Origin of the sequence: Brevibacterium sp. R8603A2 (assembly GCF_023072605.1) — a bacterium.
Classification (GTDB): domain Bacteria; phylum Actinomycetota; class Actinomycetes; order Actinomycetales; family Brevibacteriaceae; genus Brevibacterium; species Brevibacterium pityocampae.
This window is the reverse complement of the sequence record NZ_JALLGN010000003.1, coordinates 54173-70763: the sequence shown is the minus strand read 5'-3', so window position 1 is coordinate 70763 and position 16591 is coordinate 54173. Positions and strand designations below refer to the sequence as shown.

Below are 16591 nucleotides of genomic sequence, written 5' to 3'. Positions count from 1 at the left end.
GAATGTCCGCGCCGATCGGGTGATGCCTCACTATGGCATGCTAATCCCATGGACGCACTCATGGTGATGAACACGGAGGAGACGCGCGCGGAGGCGACGGGCATCACCGAGGTCATCGCTGATCTGATCTCCCGTGCACGGGCCACCGGCGGGGTCGTGGCGTTCGTGTCGGCACCCGTGGCGCCGGGCGCCCCGGAGCTGCCGGAGTCGGTGTTCGAGGTCGGGGACGACCTGGGCCTGGTGTCGGAGTCCGCCGACGCATTCGACGGTGTCGATGATCTGGCGGCGGGTCTCCATGACCTCGCGGTCGACCGGATCATCATCGGCGGCGTCGACGTCCAGGAGGCCATCCGTCACACCGCGATGGCGGCGCTGGCGTGCAACTTCGATGTGATCGTCCTCGCCGATGGCACCCGCGATCTTTCCGGTACGCCGGTCGAGTGGCTCTCCGACGCCGAGGAGTCCGGCGCGATGATCAAGGACGTCGCCGACGTCTGGCTGCGGATGTGACGCTCTGTCTCCTTGAGCGACCGGCCCGCGCTTTGAGCGACTGCACGCGCTCAGGACTGAGTGACACCCGCTCTCAGATCTGAGGGACCGCACGCGCACAGAGCTGAGCGACCCCACGCTCTCAGAACGGCGGCACATCGTCGTCCCATGATCGTCGGCGTGCTTCCTCTCTGCCGTTCGCTCCGGACGGGGTGCTGACGAGTGCGGCGGGGAGCTCGAGGAGCCGAGCGCGGAAGCGGGAGTGGAAGACCGGTTCGCGGAAGGCATCGAGATATCCCGGCGGGCGCCAGGCGGGCAGCCCGTCGATCATCACGGCCTCCCAGCCCCATCGCTCGTGCTGGTGGTGGTGGAAGGCGCAGACGAGGGTGAGGTTCTCGGTGTCGGTCGGCCCTCCGCGGGCGTGGGGAACGATGTGGTGGGCGTCGCACCAGCCGGCGGGCATGTCGCAGTCGGGGAAGGTGCACCCGTGGTCGCGTGCGGTGAGGCAGACCATCTGCTTCTTGTTCGCGAAGCGGTTCTCGGTGCGCATCTCGACCTTCTCGGTGCCCGGCTTGGTCGAGTGGTAGAAGAATTGACCGCCGGCTGACAGCGCGAGCAGATCCTCGAGCCGGATCGGGGTCCCGGCCTGGGTCTCGACCTCTCCGCGGCCCCGGGCCATCTGCTCTGCTGTCGCGCTGACGATGAGAGCGAACCCGGGGCCGTGCTGCGTGCGATCACGGGCGACGGAGGTCATGAGCTGTGAGAAGCGCTCGTGCCGGCGGACGCCGTCGGGGCGGCGATCAGGCTCCACATGATGATGGGCCGGCTCTCCGTCCCGCGTGACACCCGTGGCCGATGGAGTGAGGAAGCTCCATCCGGCGGGTGAATCTGCTGCTTCTGCTGTGCGCGGAGGGATGTCTGCGGTCGTTCCGTCACCACCGCTCGGGGGTGAGGCTCCGTCACCACCGCTCGGGGGTGAGGCTCCGTCACCACCGCTCGGGGGTGAGGATTCGCAGGAGCCCGCGTCAATCGATCCTGGCGTGCCTGATCGCGGATCCCCTGAGCGCTGGTCCGCGCGGTCGGCGGACCGGTCGGTGAGCAGTGCGTGCAGGGCGGTGCCGGTCGCGGGAGTGAGCAGTCCGGTGAGCGACCAGTCGCCGTTCTTCCGCGAGGACAGCGTCACGTGGTAGCGGTCGGGGTGCGTGCGCTCGCTCGGCATCTCCCCATCCGGATCGAGGCGATCGAGCACCCGTCGGTTGAGGGTGGGGATGTCGGCGACCTGCACCGTGTTGAGGTTCTCGGCGAACAGCCGGTCGATCGTCGGAGCTTCGGCTTCCCACACCGTCGACGGCAGTTCGTGTGCGACCCGGGCGGCACCGGTGACCTGGCAGGCGGAGAAGGTGCCGGAGTGGATGCCTTCGGCGAGTGCGGGCATCTCCGGTTCCATGCTCTCCCCGGTCAGGCTCGTACGCGAACCGACTGCCTCCGACAGTCGCAGCCGCCTCTGCGCCTCCCCGCCGGAGATGCGCAGCTTCTCCCGCAGCAGCGAGCGAGTGCTGCGCGCGCCATAGGCAGCGGTATCGGATTCACGGGAGAACTGGGCGGTGAGTTCGGCCGACAGGCCATCGAGGCGGCGACGCAGGTCCTCGATCCCACGCAGACCGGCGAGCATGTCCGACGCGCTGAGGCTGCGGGCGTGCGCCCGGATGTCGGCCGCGAGGCGGGTGATGGCGGTGATCGATTCGAGGACCTCGGGAAAGCCTGCGGTGATCGCGCTGAGGTCCGATTCGGAGACCAGCGCCGGTGAAGGACGCGTGTGGCGGCTGCGGTAGCCCGTGGGCTCATGCACAGTGAGCATCGCCGTCGCTTCCTCTACGCATTCCGATCCAATCGTCATCGAATGAATAATGTGTTCGAATCATACGACCATGCTAGCCGATGGAATCGAACAGTGCAAGGGTATATTCGAACAGAGTTTCGCGCGGCAGGATTCATCCACCGGATGCTGTGGAGAGCAGCTGTCGGAACGGCCCTGCACACGGAACGGCCCTGCAGCGTGACGCTGCAGGGCCGTTCCTCGTCGGTCGGGTCGGGATCAGCCGGCCATCGAGCCCGACTTCCAGTTCTCGAAGAACTCGGCGTTGTCGCCGGCCCACTCCTCCACGGCACCGTCGAGGTCCTCACCGTTGTAGTTCTCCTCGGAGAACATGACGTTCTCGAGGCTGGAGAGGGCTTCGTCGTCGATGACGAGGTTCTTCAGCAGCTGACCGGCCTTCGGGTGGTCGTCGCTGAATCCGGAGCGGGTGAAGTTGTAGATGAGCTCGGCCTCGCCCATCGCACCCTCGGGATCTTCGAGGTCACGGACCGGGAAGGCGTCGTAGGCCCAGTGCGGACGCCACAGGGTGACGAGGATGTTGTCCCCGCTGTCGGTCGCCTTCTTGAGTTCCGAGAGCATCGCCGGGGTCGACGACACGATGAACTCGTAGTCCTCGAGGCCGTACGTCGGGATGGCGGACTCCTCGGTGGTCTTCGTCAGGCCTGCGCCCGCCTCGATGCCGACGATCCGGTTGCCGTACTCGTCGCCCATCTCCGCGAGGTCGGCGATCGACTGGGCCGGCGAGTCCTCGTTCACGGCGAGCGTGAGCTTGGCGTTGTCGTACCAGCACCCGTGCGCCTCGATGTCCTCGCCGTACTGCTCGAGGTAGTCGGCGTGGGTCAGGGGCAGCCAGCCGTCGAGGATGACGTCGATGTCGCCCTCGGCGAGGCCGGTGTAGCCCGGCCCGGCCTGGAACGACTGGACGTCGGCGGTGTAGCCGTCCTGTTCGAGGAGGTACTTGTAGAGGTGGGCCGCGGCGAAGGACTCGTCCCAGCCGTCGAAGGCGCCGATGGTGATGTCGGTGTCCGAATCGGCTTCCATCGAGCTGGTGTCCGCGGACTCCTCACCCGGAGTGCAGTCGGACCAGTCGACCTCGGAGCCGCCGCCGGCGGCGGTCTCGTCTCCGCCTCCTCCGGAATTTCCGCCCTCGTTCGAGACGCCGCAGGCGGTGAGTGCGAGCACGGAGGCGGCGAGGACGCCGCCGACCTTGGACATCGTGGTGAGTTTCATGGTTCCTCCTCGGTGGATCGGATGCTGGTATCGGAAGATGGTCAGTGCGATGGGGCTGAAGAGCCGCGCAGCGAGCACCGGGGTCGGCGCCCGTGCCCGGGTCGAGTCATGCGGATCGAGCCCGCTCGAGGGCGGAGCGGTTGCCGAGCGCGGCGGTGACACGGTCGAGGTAGACGGCGATGATGACGACGGCGAGCCCGGCCTCGACACCGAGAGCGATGTTGAGCGAGCTGATCGAGGAGATCACCGCACCGCCGAGGCCCTGCGCTCCGGCCATGCCGGCGAGGACGACCATCGACAGGGCGAGCATGATCACCTGATTGATGCCCGCCATGATCGTCGGCATCGCCAGGGGCAGCTGGATCCGGGAGAGGATGTGCCCGTCCGAGGCGCCGAACGCCTGTCCGGCCTCGACGACCTCGGGATCGACCTGGCGGATCGCCAGCTCGGTGAGGCGCACTCCCGGGGGCAGCGCGAAGATGATCGTGGCGATCGCTCCCGGGACCTGGCCGATGCCGAAGATCACGATGATCGGCACGAGGTAGGCGAGTGCCGGCATCGACTGCATGAAGTCGAGGACCGGCTTGAGGATCGTCGAGACGATGTCCGACTTGGCGGCGAGGATGCCGAGCGGGATCGAGATCGCGACTGCGATGAGGACGGCGACGATGACGAGAGCGAGCGTCGACATCGAGTTGGTCCACTGGTCGAGCGCGCGGATCAGATAGAAGCCGACGAGGGTGAAGACGGCGAGCTTCCAGCCGCTCGCGAGCCAGGCCAGTGCGGCGAGGACGACGATCATGATGAGGTACACCGGCGAGCTCAGCGCCCAGAAGAAGAAGTCGTAGAGACCGCCGAGCACGGTGGAGAGGAGGCTCAGCAGGAGGCTGAAGGTCTCGGTGGACCAATCGATGAAGCTCTCGATCCACTGACCGAACGGGATGCGCGGGTTGAAGAAATCGAACTCCATGGCTCAGACTCCCTTCTCGTCGGTGGGTGCGGGGGCATCGGGGCCGGTCGGGGGCTCCGCTTCGGGAGACTCGCCGCCGAATGCGGACGCGCCGGCCGACTCCGGGGGAGTGAAGACGAAGGGGGCGGTGCCGCCGATCGGTGAGGCCGCTCCCGGTCGTCCGGCATCGTCGATGTCGTTCGGCCCCTCGCCCGAGACGCCCTCTGGGGCGGAGTCGGATGCATAGTCGACTGCGGATGCGCCGCCGACCGCGGAAGCACCGGCGGGATCGCCGGCGGTCGGCCGACTCGCGACCACCTCATCAGCCTCCGCCTGCTGGCCGGTGTCGCTGTCGGACAGCCGGGTGATCGGCAGTTCGCCGGTCGACGGGCTGACGCTCGCCATCGAGTTGAGCAGCGCGATGCGCGGGACGACGCCGATGAGACGGTCCTGTTCGTCGACCACGGCCAGCGGCACGGGGGAGGAGGAGCTCTGGGCGAACAGCTCCGACATCGGGGTCTCGGGTCGCACAGTGAGGACGTTCTCCGTGGTGATGACGCTGCGGAGGTCCTTGGCGCCCTCGCGCGAGGCGTTGACGGCGGCCCGGTCGCTGATCTGGCCGACGAGCCGCCGGTCGCGGGTGGTGACGAGCAGGCCCGAGGTCTTGACGTCCTCCATCATCCGGATCGCCATGCGCGGCCCGGCGGTGTCGGTGATGACCGCGGTCGGCCTCTGCATGATCGACGAGGCGGTGAGCACACGGGTGCGGTCGACGTCCTGGACGAAGCTCGCGACGTACTCATCGGTCGGGTCGGTGAGGATGTCCTCGGCCGTGCCGATCTGCACGATGCGGCCGTCGCGCATGACCGCGATCCGGTCGCCCAGGTACATCGCCTCGTTGAGGTCGTGGGTGATGAAGATGATCGTCTTGTTGAGGGTCGACTGGAGCTCGACGAGCTGGTCCTGCATCTCGCGCCGGATGAGCGGGTCGAGTGCGGAGAACGCCTCGTCCATGAGGAGGATGTCGGTCTCCGCGGCGAGCGCGCGCGCCAGGCCGACGCGCTGCTGCATGCCGCCGGAGAGCTGGCCGGGATACTTGTCGCCCCAGCCGCCGAGCCCGACGACCTGGAGCCAGTGGTCGGCGCGCTCGAGCCGGTGCGTCTTCGAGACCTGCTTGATCTCGAGCGCGTATGCCGCGTTCTCCCGCACCGTGCGGTGGGGCAGGAGCGCGAAGTGTTGGAACACCATTGCGATGCTGTCGCTGCGGAGCTTGCGCAGCTGGCCGGAGCTCATCCGTGAGATGTCCTGACCGGCGACCTCCACGGTGCCGGCGGTGGGGGCCCACAGGCCGTTGATCATCCGGATGAGAGTCGACTTGCCGGAGCCGGAGAGGCCCATGACGACGAAGCTCTCGCCCTTCTCGACCTCGAAGCTCGCGTCGATGACGGCCGCGGTGCCGAGCCTCTTGAGCTCGTCCCGGGTCTTACCGGCCTTGAGGCCCTGGACGACCTCTTTCCCGTTGCGGCCGAAAACCTTGTAGACGTGGGAGGCGCGGACAGCTGTCACGAGGACGAGTCCTTCCTGTCGGTGCGTGCAGTGGAGCGAGCTCGCCGGTGCCGGCTGCGGGGCCGCTCGGTGCTGCGCTGGGCGTCGCGGACGACCGCGGAAGACGGTGCGAGAAGCGCGTGGGGACCCCGGGTGTGCTCCACCTCTGACTCATCGACCATATCGACCGGCGTCGTCAGGACTGTCTCAGCGAGCGGTCCCATCCCGTGGCCGAGGTGCGAATCTGGCCACTTATGACCTTCTCACCTGGGACGATGCTCGCCAGTGGGGAGTTACGGGATCGTTACTCCCGGCCGGTCGGAAACGGCCCGCGCGATCACAATCCCGAGCCTCTGACCTGGGGAGTCGCCCCCCGACTGCCGTGGCGCGAGGCCGGTTCCCCGGCTGTGCATCCGCACGTGCTCCTCCCGTCGGGATCAGGCACTTCTACGCTTGGTAGAATGGCGCCGACCCGGTGGCGCTGTCGTTCGCTCGCTGCCGCGGCCCGCAGGAACGGCGACAGCCAGGAGGAGGCGATCGGATGTCCGGGCACGTGCGCCTGTGGCGATCACTGGCCGCCGCCTCCGGCGCGACGCTCACCGCCCTCGTCTTCCATGCAGGGGCCGGGGGAGCCGGATCCGTGCTCGCCGTCGTCGTCGCCTTCGTCCTCACCCTGTGGGTGGGGGCGATGCTCGCCCGCCGGCGCCTCGGCGTCCTCTCCCTGACCGCCGTCGTCGCGCTCGCCCAGGTGCTCCTCCACGGCACCATGACCGTGTTCTCCGCAGGCCCGATCGAGGTGCGCAGCATGCACTCGGGTGCGGAACTGCTCGTGCTCGGCACCGCGGGCAGCACGACGCATGCGGCCCACGCGGCCCACGTGGCGGGCGCCGGGACCGGTTCGGCGATGCTGCTCGCCCACCTGTGCGCCACCGTCCTCACCGTCGCCTTCCTGCGGCACGGCGAGGGGATGCTGCTCGCACTGTTCGACGAGTTCCTCGCCCCGCTCGCACTCCTCCTCGCTCCGCGTGCCCAGCTCGTGCAGCGCCGGGCGCCCCGCACTCCGCGGTCCCCGCTGGTCTTGCGGGTCTCCACGGCGGTCCTCGGCGCGCAGTTCCGGCGCGGGCCTCCGTCGGCGCTCCCTGCCTGACGCCGCCTGCGTCCGGGCACAGCGCACCCGCTCGGGTGCTTCATCCCATCCACCGATCGGTCGCTCGTTCCGACGCCGAGGTGCACGCACGCTCCCGCCGGACCGTCCCCGGGGGCCGGCGTCCGTGATGGACCGTCGGCCCAGCATTCGGCGCGGCCGCCGGCCCGGCCCATGACCCAACCGGTAGCCCGCCCGACGACGGTTCGCCGGGCCGACCCGGCGGTCCGCCCGTCTGCCCAACCGGCCGACCGGCCTCGCGGCTGCCGGCACGGCACCACGGCGGAGCGCGGCGATGCCGACACCTGTCCCCGGCACCGAGCGGCTCGACCGATCACCCCCCCAGAAGAACACACCGTGAAGACACCGACCACCACCGCACCGACCACCACGACTCGGACCACCTCGCGAGCAGTCGCTCCAGGGCTCGGCCGAGCGCTCCTCACCGCGACCGCGATCGGCCTGAGCCTGGGCCTCGCCGCCTGCGGTCCGACAGGGAGCGCCGCACCCGGCCCGTCCGAATCCGGCGCTGCGGATCCGACTGCGGGGGCCGCAGCGGACCCCGGCGGCTCCGAGACCGGAGATGCCGCTGCCGAGGCCTCCGACGCAGCGCCCCTCGTCTGGGAGGACGGCTGGGTCAAGGCCGCCGAGGAGGGGATGACCGGTGCCTTCGGCACCCTGCGCAACCCCACCGATTCCGACCTCCGGATCACCGGGGCCGAGAGCGCGGCCGCCGGATCCGCCGAGCTCCACGAGACCGCGAGCGACGACGGAGGGAGCACGATGATGCAGGAGAAGGAGGGCGGGTTCCTCGTTCCCGCCGGCGGCTCCCTCTCCCTGGAGCCCGGCGGCGACCACGTCATGCTCATGGACCTGCAGGAGCCGATCCTCTCCGGCGACGAGGTGACGATCACCCTGCTCACCGACGGCGGCGAGGTCGAGACGACGGTCGTCGCCAAGGAGTTCACCGGCGCCCAGGAGGAGTACGTGCAGGACCACGGCCACTGACCGGCCGAGGGTGCACCGCGGCCCGGGCGCGAGGTGCCCGGGCCGCGGAGCACCTCGACCCGCTCCTCCTGGGACCGGTTCCTCACCGGTGCTGGGCCGGCTTCGCCCCGGTCCCGTCTCCACCCACCCCGACGTATTGCCCACCATCTCCGCCTACTCCAGCGCACTGCCCACTCCGATGCGCTGCCCATCCACCACCACACACCTCCAGGAGCTGAACCCATGGACATCCGTCGCCGCCACGTCCTCGGCGCCTCGGTCCTCGGTGTCGGCGCCGGGGTCGGCGCCGGTCTCCTCGCACCGCGGGACCCGGCACCGGCACCCGCCGCGCTGCCCGACACCTCCGGCCTCAACGGAGCCCGCCTCGAGCCCTTCCACGCCCGCCACCAGGCCGGGGTCGAGACGATTCCGCAGGCCCACGCCCTCTTCATCGGCCTCGATCTCGAGGAGGAGACGACCGCGCGCCGAGCGGTGAGCATGCTGCGGCTGCTCACCGACGACGCCGCGGCCCTCACCCAGGGCCGCGCCCCGCTCGCCGACCCCGAGCCCGAGCTCACGCCGCAGCCGGCCAGGCTCACCGTGACGTTCGGATTCGGCGAGCGACTCGTCGCGCTCGCCGGCCGCCGCCACGTCCCCGACTGGCTGCGACCCCTCGAGGAGTTCACGATCGACCGTCTCGAACCGGAGCGCAGCCGCGGCGACCTGCTCCTGCAGATCTGCGGCGACGATGCGCTCGCCGTCGCGCACGCCGCACGGATGCTGCTCAAGGACGCGCGCGCGTTCGCCGCGGTCGCCTGGTCGCGCACCGCGTTCCGCCGTGCCTACGGGTCCGATCCGACCGGCACCACGCAGCGCAACATGTTCGGCCAGGTCGACGGGACCGCCAATCCGGGCCCCGGTTCCGAGGACTTCGCCCGCCTCGTCTGGGGAGAGAGCACCGGCCGGGCGGATCCGGTGTTCTCCGCCCGCGGCGAGCCGCCTCTCGACCTCGGCGCGGATCATCCCGCCTGGCTGCGCGAGGGCGGCACCACCCTCGTGCTGCGCGACATCGCGATGGACATGGAGACCTGGGACGAGGCGGACCGGCCGGCACGTGAGTTCGCCGTCGGCCGGGACCTCGCCTCCGGCGCGCCGCTCACCGGCACGGACGAGCACGATGTCCCGGACCTCACCGCGGTGGACGCCCGCGGGCTCACGAGGATCTCGCCGGCGAGCCACGTGGCGCGGTCCCGGAACGAGGCGAAGCCGGAGGAGCAGATCTTCCGGCGGGTGTACAACTACCACGGGGTGCCCGAGGCCTCCACGGCAGGCACCGGCCCGTCGGGGTCCCGCCGGGTGAGCACGGCCGGACTGATGTTCGCCTCGTACCAGGCGGACATCGGACGCCAGTTCCTCCCCATCCAGCGCCGGCTCGGCGGCATGGACCTGCTCAACCAGTGGACCACCCCGATCGGTTCGACGGTGTGGGCGATCCCGCCGGGAATCGCGGACGGCGACTACATCGGCAGCCGCCTGTTCGAGGGATGAGACGCCGCGCGGGCGGACTACAGTGGGACGCATGAAGCCCTTGCCCTTCGCGCCCGCGGATGCCTTTCCCGCCGTCATCGTCCCGCTCACCGCACCCACCCCGTCCGCGCTCGGCGAGCAGGCGGCCCGGTGCGCCGAGGCCGAGGGCGTCGACGTCATCGAATGGCGCGTCGACGCCCTCGACGTCCTCCGCGGCGCCGACCACCCGCTCGAGACCCACGAGCTCGAAGGGATCCGCGGCGTCGTGCGCGAGGGCTGGGAGGCACTGCGCGCGGCCGCCGACCAGCCCGTCCTCGTCACCGTCCGCACCCGGGGCGAGGGCGGCTTCGCCCCGCTCACGGACGACGCCTACGCCGGGCTCGTGAGCACCTTCATCGAGCTCGCCCCCGCCGCAGTCGACATCGAGTTCCAGCGGCACACCGCCGAGTCGCTCATCGGCCGCGCCCACGACGCCGGGGTGTCCGTGCTGGCGTCCTTCCACGACTTCGAGCACACCCCTCCGGCCGAGCACCTCATGAGCCTCATGACGAAGATGCACCGGGCCGGTGCGGACGTCGCGAAGATCGCCGTCATGCCCGAGCACCGCACCGACGTGCTCGAGGTGCTCAGCGTCGGCGAGCGCGCCCAGGCCACCCTGCCGATCCCGGTCGTCGCGATCTCCATGGGCGAGCTCGGCAAGGCCACCCGCCTCGTCGGCAGCGAGTTCGGCTCCGCGGCCACCTTCGCCGCCGTCGGCGAGATCTCCGCACCCGGCCAGCTCACCGTCCCCCAGGTGCGGGCCGCGCTCGACGCGCTCGGCGCCGACTGACCTCAGCCCCCACCGGCTCCTGCCGGAACAGACCCGCCGGGAGCCGCCCGCCAGGAGGACACCATGCTCGAGGACACCATGCTCGAGGACACCCAGCGCTCCGCACTCGCCTCCGCCCTCGCCGAGGCGCACCGCACCGGGACGCCGATCCCGCAGCCGAGCGCGGCCCACCCCGGCATGGACCTCGACGACGCCTACGCGGTGCAGCGTCTCCAGATCGAGGAGTGGGTGGGATCCGGCGATGCGGTCGTCGGGTACAAGATCGGTCGGACCTCGCGCGCGATGCAGGACCAGTTCGGTGTCCGCGAACCGGACTTCGGGGTGCTCACCCGCAGCGGACTGCTGCTGTCCGGGGCTCCCGTGGACACCGGCCGGTTCATCGCACCGAAGATCGAGCCGGAGATCGCCGTCGTCCTGGGCCAGGATCTCGCCGGGCCCGGCGTCACCGCGCTGCAGGCGCTCGCCGCGATCGACCACGCGCTCGCCTCGCTCGAGATCATCGACTCCCGGGTGGCCGACTGGCGGATCACCGTCGTCGACTCCGTGGCCGACAACGCGAGCTTCGGAGCCGCGGCGTTCGGCACCCGGCGCATCCGCTGGGACGACTTCGATCCGGTCCTCACCGGCTGCGTCCTCGAGGTCGACGGCCGCACCGTCGCCTCGGGTGCCGGCGGTGCGGTCCTCGGCAACCCGCTCAACGCCCTCGTGTGGCTCGCGAACGAGCTCGGTGCACGCGGCACGGTCATGCGTGCCGGCTCCGCCATCATGCTCGGTTCGGTGTGCGCGGCCGTGCCGGTGGCCGCCGGCCAGGTGGTCCGCGCCGAGTTCGCCGGCCTCGGCGCCGTCACCCTGCCCTTCGAGTAGGAGGCCCCGAGTCGCAGGGGCCGCGCTCCCGCGAGCTCGGGCCGCGGCACCGTTCGTGCCCGGACGCACCGGATCCCCCGTCCGGCCAGCGGTGCGGGCCGTGCGGGGGATCCGGTGATGTGAGCGCGTTCCCGGTCCTGCGGATCAGACGGGAGCGGGCTCCTCGGCGTCGGTGCGACCGCCCTGGCCGCCCTGGCCCCGGCGCACGCCGGCGAGCAGCATCTGCGCGACGTCGAGCACCTCGACGCCCTCCGAGGCGTTGCCCTCGGACTGCTCGGCGGTGAGGCCGTCGGACAGCATGACGCGGCAGAACGGGCAGCCCACGGCGATCTGCTCGGCACCGGTGGCCACGGCCTCCTGCGTGCGGTTGATGTTGATGCGGGAGCCGATGGTCTCCTCCATCCACATCCGCGCACCGCCGGCGCCGCAGCAGAACGACCGCTCCTGGGAGCGCTCCATCTCGCGGTACTCGAGGCCCGGCAGGGAGCCGATGAGCTCGCGCGGCGGGGTGTAGATGCCGTTGTGACGGCCGAGGTAGCACGGGTCGTGGTAGGTCACCGGGGTGCTCACGGTCTCACCGGCGGCCGGGGCGACCGGGGTGAGGCGCTTCTCGCGGACGAGCTTGTTGAGCAGCTGGGTGTGGTGCACGACCTCGAACTTGCCGCCGATCTGCGGGTACTCGTTGGCGATCGTGTTGAAGCAGTGCGCGCACGACACGACGATCTTGCGCGCCTTCATCTCGTTGAGCACCTCGACGTTCGCCTGCGCGAGCATCTGGTAGAGGAACTCGTTGCCGGCGCGGCGGGCCGGGTCGCCGGTGCAGGACTCGCCGTCGCCGAGCACGGCGAAGTCGACGCCCGCGGTGTGGAGCAGCTCCGCGATCGCCTGCGTGGTCTTCATCGCGCGGTCCTCGAAGGCGCCTGCGCAGCCGACCCAGAACAGGTACTCGACCTCGCCGAGGTCCTCGATGTCGGCACCGACCTGCTTGATCTCGAAGTCGAGGTTCTTCGCCCACTCCATGCGCTTGCGCTGGGACATGCCCCACGGGTTCTGCTTGTTCTCGAGGTTCTTGAACAGGCCGGACAGCTCGGTCGGGAAGGCCGACTCGATGAGCACCTGGTAGCGACGCATGTCGACGAAGTGGTCGACGTGCTCGATGTCGACGGGGCACTGCTCGACGCAGGCGCCGCAGGTGGTGCACGACCACAGGGCATCGGGGTCGATGACGCCCATCTCCGCGAGCTCCTCGACGTCCTGGGCGCCGACGAGCGGGCGGACCGCCTCGGTCTGGGCGGCCTGGGACAGGGTGCCGAGCAGGTCGAGGTTCTCGTGCGGGTCGGTGATGCCCTGGTAGGCGGCCATCTCCTTGGCGTGGGCCTTCTTCGCCTTCTTGTCCGCGTCCTCGGGCAGCGGGGCCGGGGGCGTCGCCTCGGCCTTCGCCTGCTCCGCGGCCTTGAGCCACGGCGCCTTGGCGTCGGCGTGGTTGCGGAGGTTGATCATCATGAGCTTGGGGCTCAGGGGCTTCTCCGTGTTCCAGGCCGGGCACTGGCTCTGGCAGCGACCGCACTCGGTGCAGGTCGAGAAGTCGAGCAGGCCCTTCCAGGTGAAGTCCTCGACCTTGCCGACGCCGAGCACGGCGTCCTCGTCCATGTCCTCCATGGCCTCGAGGTCGATCGCCTCGCCCTTGTTCTGCATGGGCTGCAGGGCACCGAGGCTGGTGCGGCCGTCCGCATGGCGCTTGAACCAGATGTTGAAGAACGCGAGGAAGCGGTGCCAGGCGACACCCATGGTCGGGGTGAGGCCGACGGTGACCATCCAGGCGTAGGAGACGAGGATCTTGATGAGCGCGATGACGACGATGAGGGCCTCGACGGCGCCGGTCGACAGGCCGGAGAAGAGCTCGCCGATCCAGAAGGTCAGCGGGAAGTGGAGGAGCAGGTTCTCCTGGCCGGCGCGGCCCTGGAGCACGTACTCGAGGCCGCGGAGCAGGGCGATGCACAGGGCCACCATGAGGATGGTGAACTCGACGTAGTACGCCTGCCAGAAGTTCGAGCCGAAGAAGCGCGACTTGCGATGGAGGTCGCGCGGATGGTTCCGCTGGCGGATGACGATGAGCGCGATGATGCCGAGCAGGCCGGTGACGGCGAAGAACTCGGTGATCCACTCGTACGGGAAGAAGTGCCCGATGAGCGGGAGGACCGCGTGCGGGTCGAACAGCTGCATCGTGGCCTGGGCGAGCGTGAGGACGAGCACGCCGAAGGAGATCATCGTGAACCAGTGGGCGATCGCGACGATCGGGAGGCGGGCCATGCGGGTGTGGCCGAGGAACTCCTTGATCAGGGTTCCGGTGCGCTTCCCCGGCTCGGAGGTCCGCTCGCCGGCGGCGGTCGGGGCACCGAGCTTGAAGAAGCCGACGAATTTCCCGACCCGGGTCAGGAAGAACGACCAGCCGACGATGGTCGCGCCGACGCCGATGATGATCGCGAGGATCTGCAGGGCGTGCATGAGTGAACCTCCCAGGTGGCCCGAGGGGAAGTCGGGCGCGGATACAGTTGTGCGGCAATTCTACTGAAGTGCTCAGCATACTGTAACCGGGGCCTGAACGATTGATCAGAACCGCCCATGACCTGGACACATGCGCGGGACGCGCCGGGTGTCGGAGCTGCGCCGGAGGAGGACTCCGGGGCGGTGCGGCGGAGCGGATGCCCGGAGCGCACGGGCAGGTGGCCCGTGCGCCCCGGGCATCTGCCGGTGCGGCTCAGCCGCGCTCGTCGTCCTTGCTCACGCGCGCGGCGCTCTGGAGCTTCTTGGGCAGGGCGGTCTCGCCCCAGTTGTTGCGCACGGTGGTCGCGGCGGCGCGCTGCACGACGAGCTGCACCACGGCCATGCCGACGCCGGAGACGATCGTCCAGGCGAGTGCCTCGCCGAGCCCGATCTCGTCGTCCTGCGTGTTGATCGGCACCGGCTTGTGGGTGGTCTTCTCCCAGACCAGGCCGAGGGTCTTGCGCGCGGCCATGGCGGCGAGTGCCGCACCGCCGACGCCGATGATCTGCCAAGCGATCTTTCCGCCCATGCGAGTGGTCTCCTCAGAAGTCGAATCGGGTGTGTCGGGTCCAGCCTAGTCCGAAGGCGCGGGATCCGGTGCGGTGCGTGCGCAGGTTCCGGGGTGCGTGCCCGGGTGCGGCGCGCGGCTCCGGGTCTCAGCCGCCGAGCACCCAGGCGAGCATCTGCTCCGAGAGCTCCGGGTCGCGCCGCAGCTCCTCCCCGTCGAGGGTGTTGAGCGGCACGCTGATGCGGGCCGAGGAGGTGAGCCAGACGCCGTCGGCGGCGGTGAGGTCGTCGACGGTGAGGTCGGTGTAGGAGCACAGGAGGCCCGCCTCGGCCGCGTGGGCGAAGATCGTCTGCTGGGTGGTGCCGTGGAGCAGCCCGGCCTTGGGGTCGGGGGTGAGGAGTTCGCCGCCGCGGCGGATCACGACGTTCGCGGTGGGGCCCTCGAGCACACGGCCGTCGTGGGAGAGGAAGATGACGTCGTCGGCGCCCTGGGACGCCGCCCAGCGTGCGGCGGCCTGGTTCGTCGCGTAGGACAGCGTCTTGGCGCCGATGAGCATCCACGGCGCCGACTGCCCGACGTAGGCCGGGAACCCCTTGTCGAGCGTGATGACGTCGATCCCGTGCGCGCGCTGCCCGGGGTACTTCGCGTCGAGGGGGATCGACAGCACCCAGCCCGAGGCCTCGGCCAGGCCGCGGCTCATGCTGTAGCGGACGGTGAACGCCTCGTCGTCGCCGCGCCGCTCCCGATGGTCGGCGATGACCGCGTCGAGCGCGGCGTGCCAGAGCGTCGGGTCCGGTGCGGGCAGGTCGAGCATCGCGGCCGAGGCGCGGAACCGGGAGAAGTGGAGCTCGCGCGCGTGGACGTGGTCGGCGCCGGCGAGCCGGGTGACGAGCACGGTCTCGAAGATGCCGTCGCCGCGGTGCGGGGCGAGGTCGTCGACCCGCAGGTGCGGGGCGCGGGGGTCGACGAGGCGGAACTCCGCGCCGGCGAGGTCGATGAGCGCGAGCGAGTCGGACACGGGGGCAGCTGGCATGAGGCTCATCCTAGAGCGATGCGCGATCGCCGAGCAGGGCGGGGAGCGTGCGGCCGAGCCGACCGAGGAGTTCCGCCGCGTCGTGGAGCACTCCGTCGGAGTGGAAGAAGCCGTGGACCGTGTGCGGGTACTCCCAGAGCTCGCACGGCGTCCCCGCCGCGGCGAGGCCGGCGGCGAACGCTTCGCCCTCGCTGCGGAGCACGTCGCAGCCGGCGGTGACGACGACGGTGGGCGGGAGCTCGTGGAGCTCCGCCCGCCCCACCGAGGCGAGCGGGTGGAAGCGCGATCCCGCGTCCGTGTAGCAGTCCCAGTAGTAGGCCATGCGGTCGGCGGTGAGCCCGTGATCGGTGGTGAGCCCGTGGTCGGCGGCGAACGCGCGGTAGGACTCGGTGTCGCAGGCGGCATCGGTGGCGGGGTAGAGGAGGACGAGGGCCACCGGCCGGTGCGCGCTCGCGCAGCGGTGGACGGGTGGGCCGCCGGGGCCTGCCGCAGTGGTCGGCGGGCGCGTCGGCACCGCGAGCTCCGCCGCATCGCGCAGGGCGAGCGCGGTGGCGGCGGCGAGGTTGCCGCCGGCGGAGTCGCCGATGATCCCGATCCGCTCCGGGTCGATGCCGAGCTCCGCGGCGTGCGCGGCGGTCCAGGCGAAGGCCGCGACGCAGTCGAGGAGGGGGAGCGGGAACGGGTGCTCGGGCGCCTTCGCATAGGTCGCGGTGGCGACGACGGCGCCGGTGTCGACGGCGAGCCGGCGGGCGGCGACATCGGCGATGTCCGCGGTCCCCGTCACCCAGCCGCCGCCGGGGAGCATGAGGAGCGCGGGGCGCGGGCCGCCGTCGGGCGCCGCCCCCGGGTCGTGGATGCGCAGCGGGACGTAGCCGGCCGGCCCGACGGCGAAGGTGTCGCGGACCGCGGCGACCGGGACCGGAGCGGACTGGCGCCAGCCGAGGTCGACGGCGGCGGCGCGCGCCTCGGCCAGGGTGAGCTGCGGGGCGGGGACGGGATGGCGGCGCGCGTTCTCCGCAAGGTACGCGCGCGCCTCGTCGCCCAGGGTGAAGCGGGACATGAGAGT

The 16591-nt window shown here is 70.7% G+C and carries 14 protein-coding genes; 6 read left to right on the top strand and 8 right to left on the bottom strand.

What is annotated here, in order from left to right:
• Positions 1-48 precede the first annotated feature (48 nt).
• On the top strand, positions 49-510 hold the full coding sequence (locus tag MTQ12_RS03860; RefSeq protein WP_247424120.1) for an isochorismatase family protein: 462 nt from the start codon (positions 49-51) through the stop codon (positions 508-510).
• A 121-nt stretch (positions 511-631) separates the two neighbouring features.
• Here the strand turns inward: MTQ12_RS03860 and MTQ12_RS03855 are convergent, their stop codons facing one another.
• The 4 genes from MTQ12_RS03855 to MTQ12_RS03840 form a co-directional block, all read right to left on the bottom strand.
• Positions 632-2347, bottom strand: coding sequence for an HNH endonuclease signature motif containing protein (locus MTQ12_RS03855; protein WP_247424117.1), 1716 nt, complete (start codon positions 2345-2347; stop codon positions 632-634).
• A 237-nt stretch (positions 2348-2584) separates the two neighbouring features.
• On the bottom strand, positions 2585-3595 hold the full coding sequence (locus MTQ12_RS03850) for a glycine betaine ABC transporter substrate-binding protein (protein WP_137318627.1): 1011 nt from the start codon (positions 3593-3595) through the stop codon (positions 2585-2587).
• A 106-nt stretch (positions 3596-3701) separates the two neighbouring features.
• Positions 3702-4565 (bottom strand): ABC transporter permease subunit, encoded by an 864-nt coding sequence (locus MTQ12_RS03845; protein ID WP_137318628.1) that lies wholly within the window; start codon positions 4563-4565, stop codon positions 3702-3704.
• A gap of 3 nt (positions 4566-4568) precedes the next feature.
• Entirely contained in the window at positions 4569-6110 is a 1542-nt protein-coding gene (locus MTQ12_RS03840; RefSeq protein ID WP_348983842.1) for a betaine/proline/choline family ABC transporter ATP-binding protein, read from the bottom strand.
• A 520-nt stretch (positions 6111-6630) separates the two neighbouring features.
• On the opposite strand from MTQ12_RS03840, the gene MTQ12_RS03835 reads away from it, so the two are divergent.
• The 5 genes from MTQ12_RS03835 (at position 6631) to MTQ12_RS03815 (ending at position 11440) form a co-directional block, all read left to right on the top strand.
• Positions 6631-7236, top strand: coding sequence for a hypothetical protein (locus MTQ12_RS03835; RefSeq protein WP_247424114.1), 606 nt, complete (start codon positions 6631-6633; stop codon positions 7234-7236).
• 354 nt (positions 7237-7590) lie between these two features.
• Positions 7591-8241, top strand: coding sequence for a copper chaperone PCu(A)C (locus tag MTQ12_RS03830; RefSeq protein ID WP_247424112.1), 651 nt, complete (start codon positions 7591-7593; stop codon positions 8239-8241).
• A 222-nt stretch (positions 8242-8463) separates the two neighbouring features.
• Positions 8464-9768 carry a Dyp-type peroxidase gene (locus tag MTQ12_RS03825; RefSeq protein ID WP_247424108.1) on the top strand — a complete coding sequence of 435 codons (1305 nt, stop codon included), beginning with the start codon at positions 8464-8466 and terminating at the stop codon, positions 9766-9768.
• A gap of 31 nt (positions 9769-9799) precedes the next feature.
• Complete coding sequence (gene aroD / locus MTQ12_RS03820) at positions 9800-10576, top strand: type I 3-dehydroquinate dehydratase (protein ID WP_247424105.1); 777 nt, start codon at positions 9800-9802, stop codon at positions 10574-10576.
• 63 nt (positions 10577-10639) lie between these two features.
• Complete coding sequence (locus MTQ12_RS03815) at positions 10640-11440, top strand: fumarylacetoacetate hydrolase family protein (RefSeq protein WP_247424102.1); 801 nt, start codon at positions 10640-10642, stop codon at positions 11438-11440.
• A gap of 144 nt (positions 11441-11584) precedes the next feature.
• Here MTQ12_RS03815 and MTQ12_RS03810 read toward each other — a convergent pair whose 3' ends face one another.
• From MTQ12_RS03810 to MTQ12_RS03795, 4 genes are all read right to left on the bottom strand, one after another.
• Positions 11585-13945, bottom strand: a complete 2361-nt coding sequence (locus MTQ12_RS03810; RefSeq protein WP_247424099.1) for a (Fe-S)-binding protein — start codon at positions 13943-13945, stop codon at positions 11585-11587.
• Positions 13946-14198: 253 nt separating this feature from the next.
• On the bottom strand, positions 14199-14513 hold the full coding sequence (locus tag MTQ12_RS03805; protein ID WP_137318636.1) for a DUF4235 domain-containing protein: 315 nt from the start codon (positions 14511-14513) through the stop codon (positions 14199-14201).
• Positions 14514-14640: 127 nt separating this feature from the next.
• Complete coding sequence (locus MTQ12_RS03800; RefSeq protein WP_247424096.1) at positions 14641-15525, bottom strand: aminodeoxychorismate lyase; 885 nt, start codon at positions 15523-15525, stop codon at positions 14641-14643.
• Between the two features lie 10 nt (positions 15526-15535).
• A complete protein-coding gene (locus MTQ12_RS03795) occupies positions 15536-16585 on the bottom strand; it encodes an alpha/beta hydrolase fold domain-containing protein (RefSeq protein WP_247424091.1) in 1050 nt (349 codons plus the stop codon).
• Positions 16586-16591 lie beyond the last annotated feature (6 nt).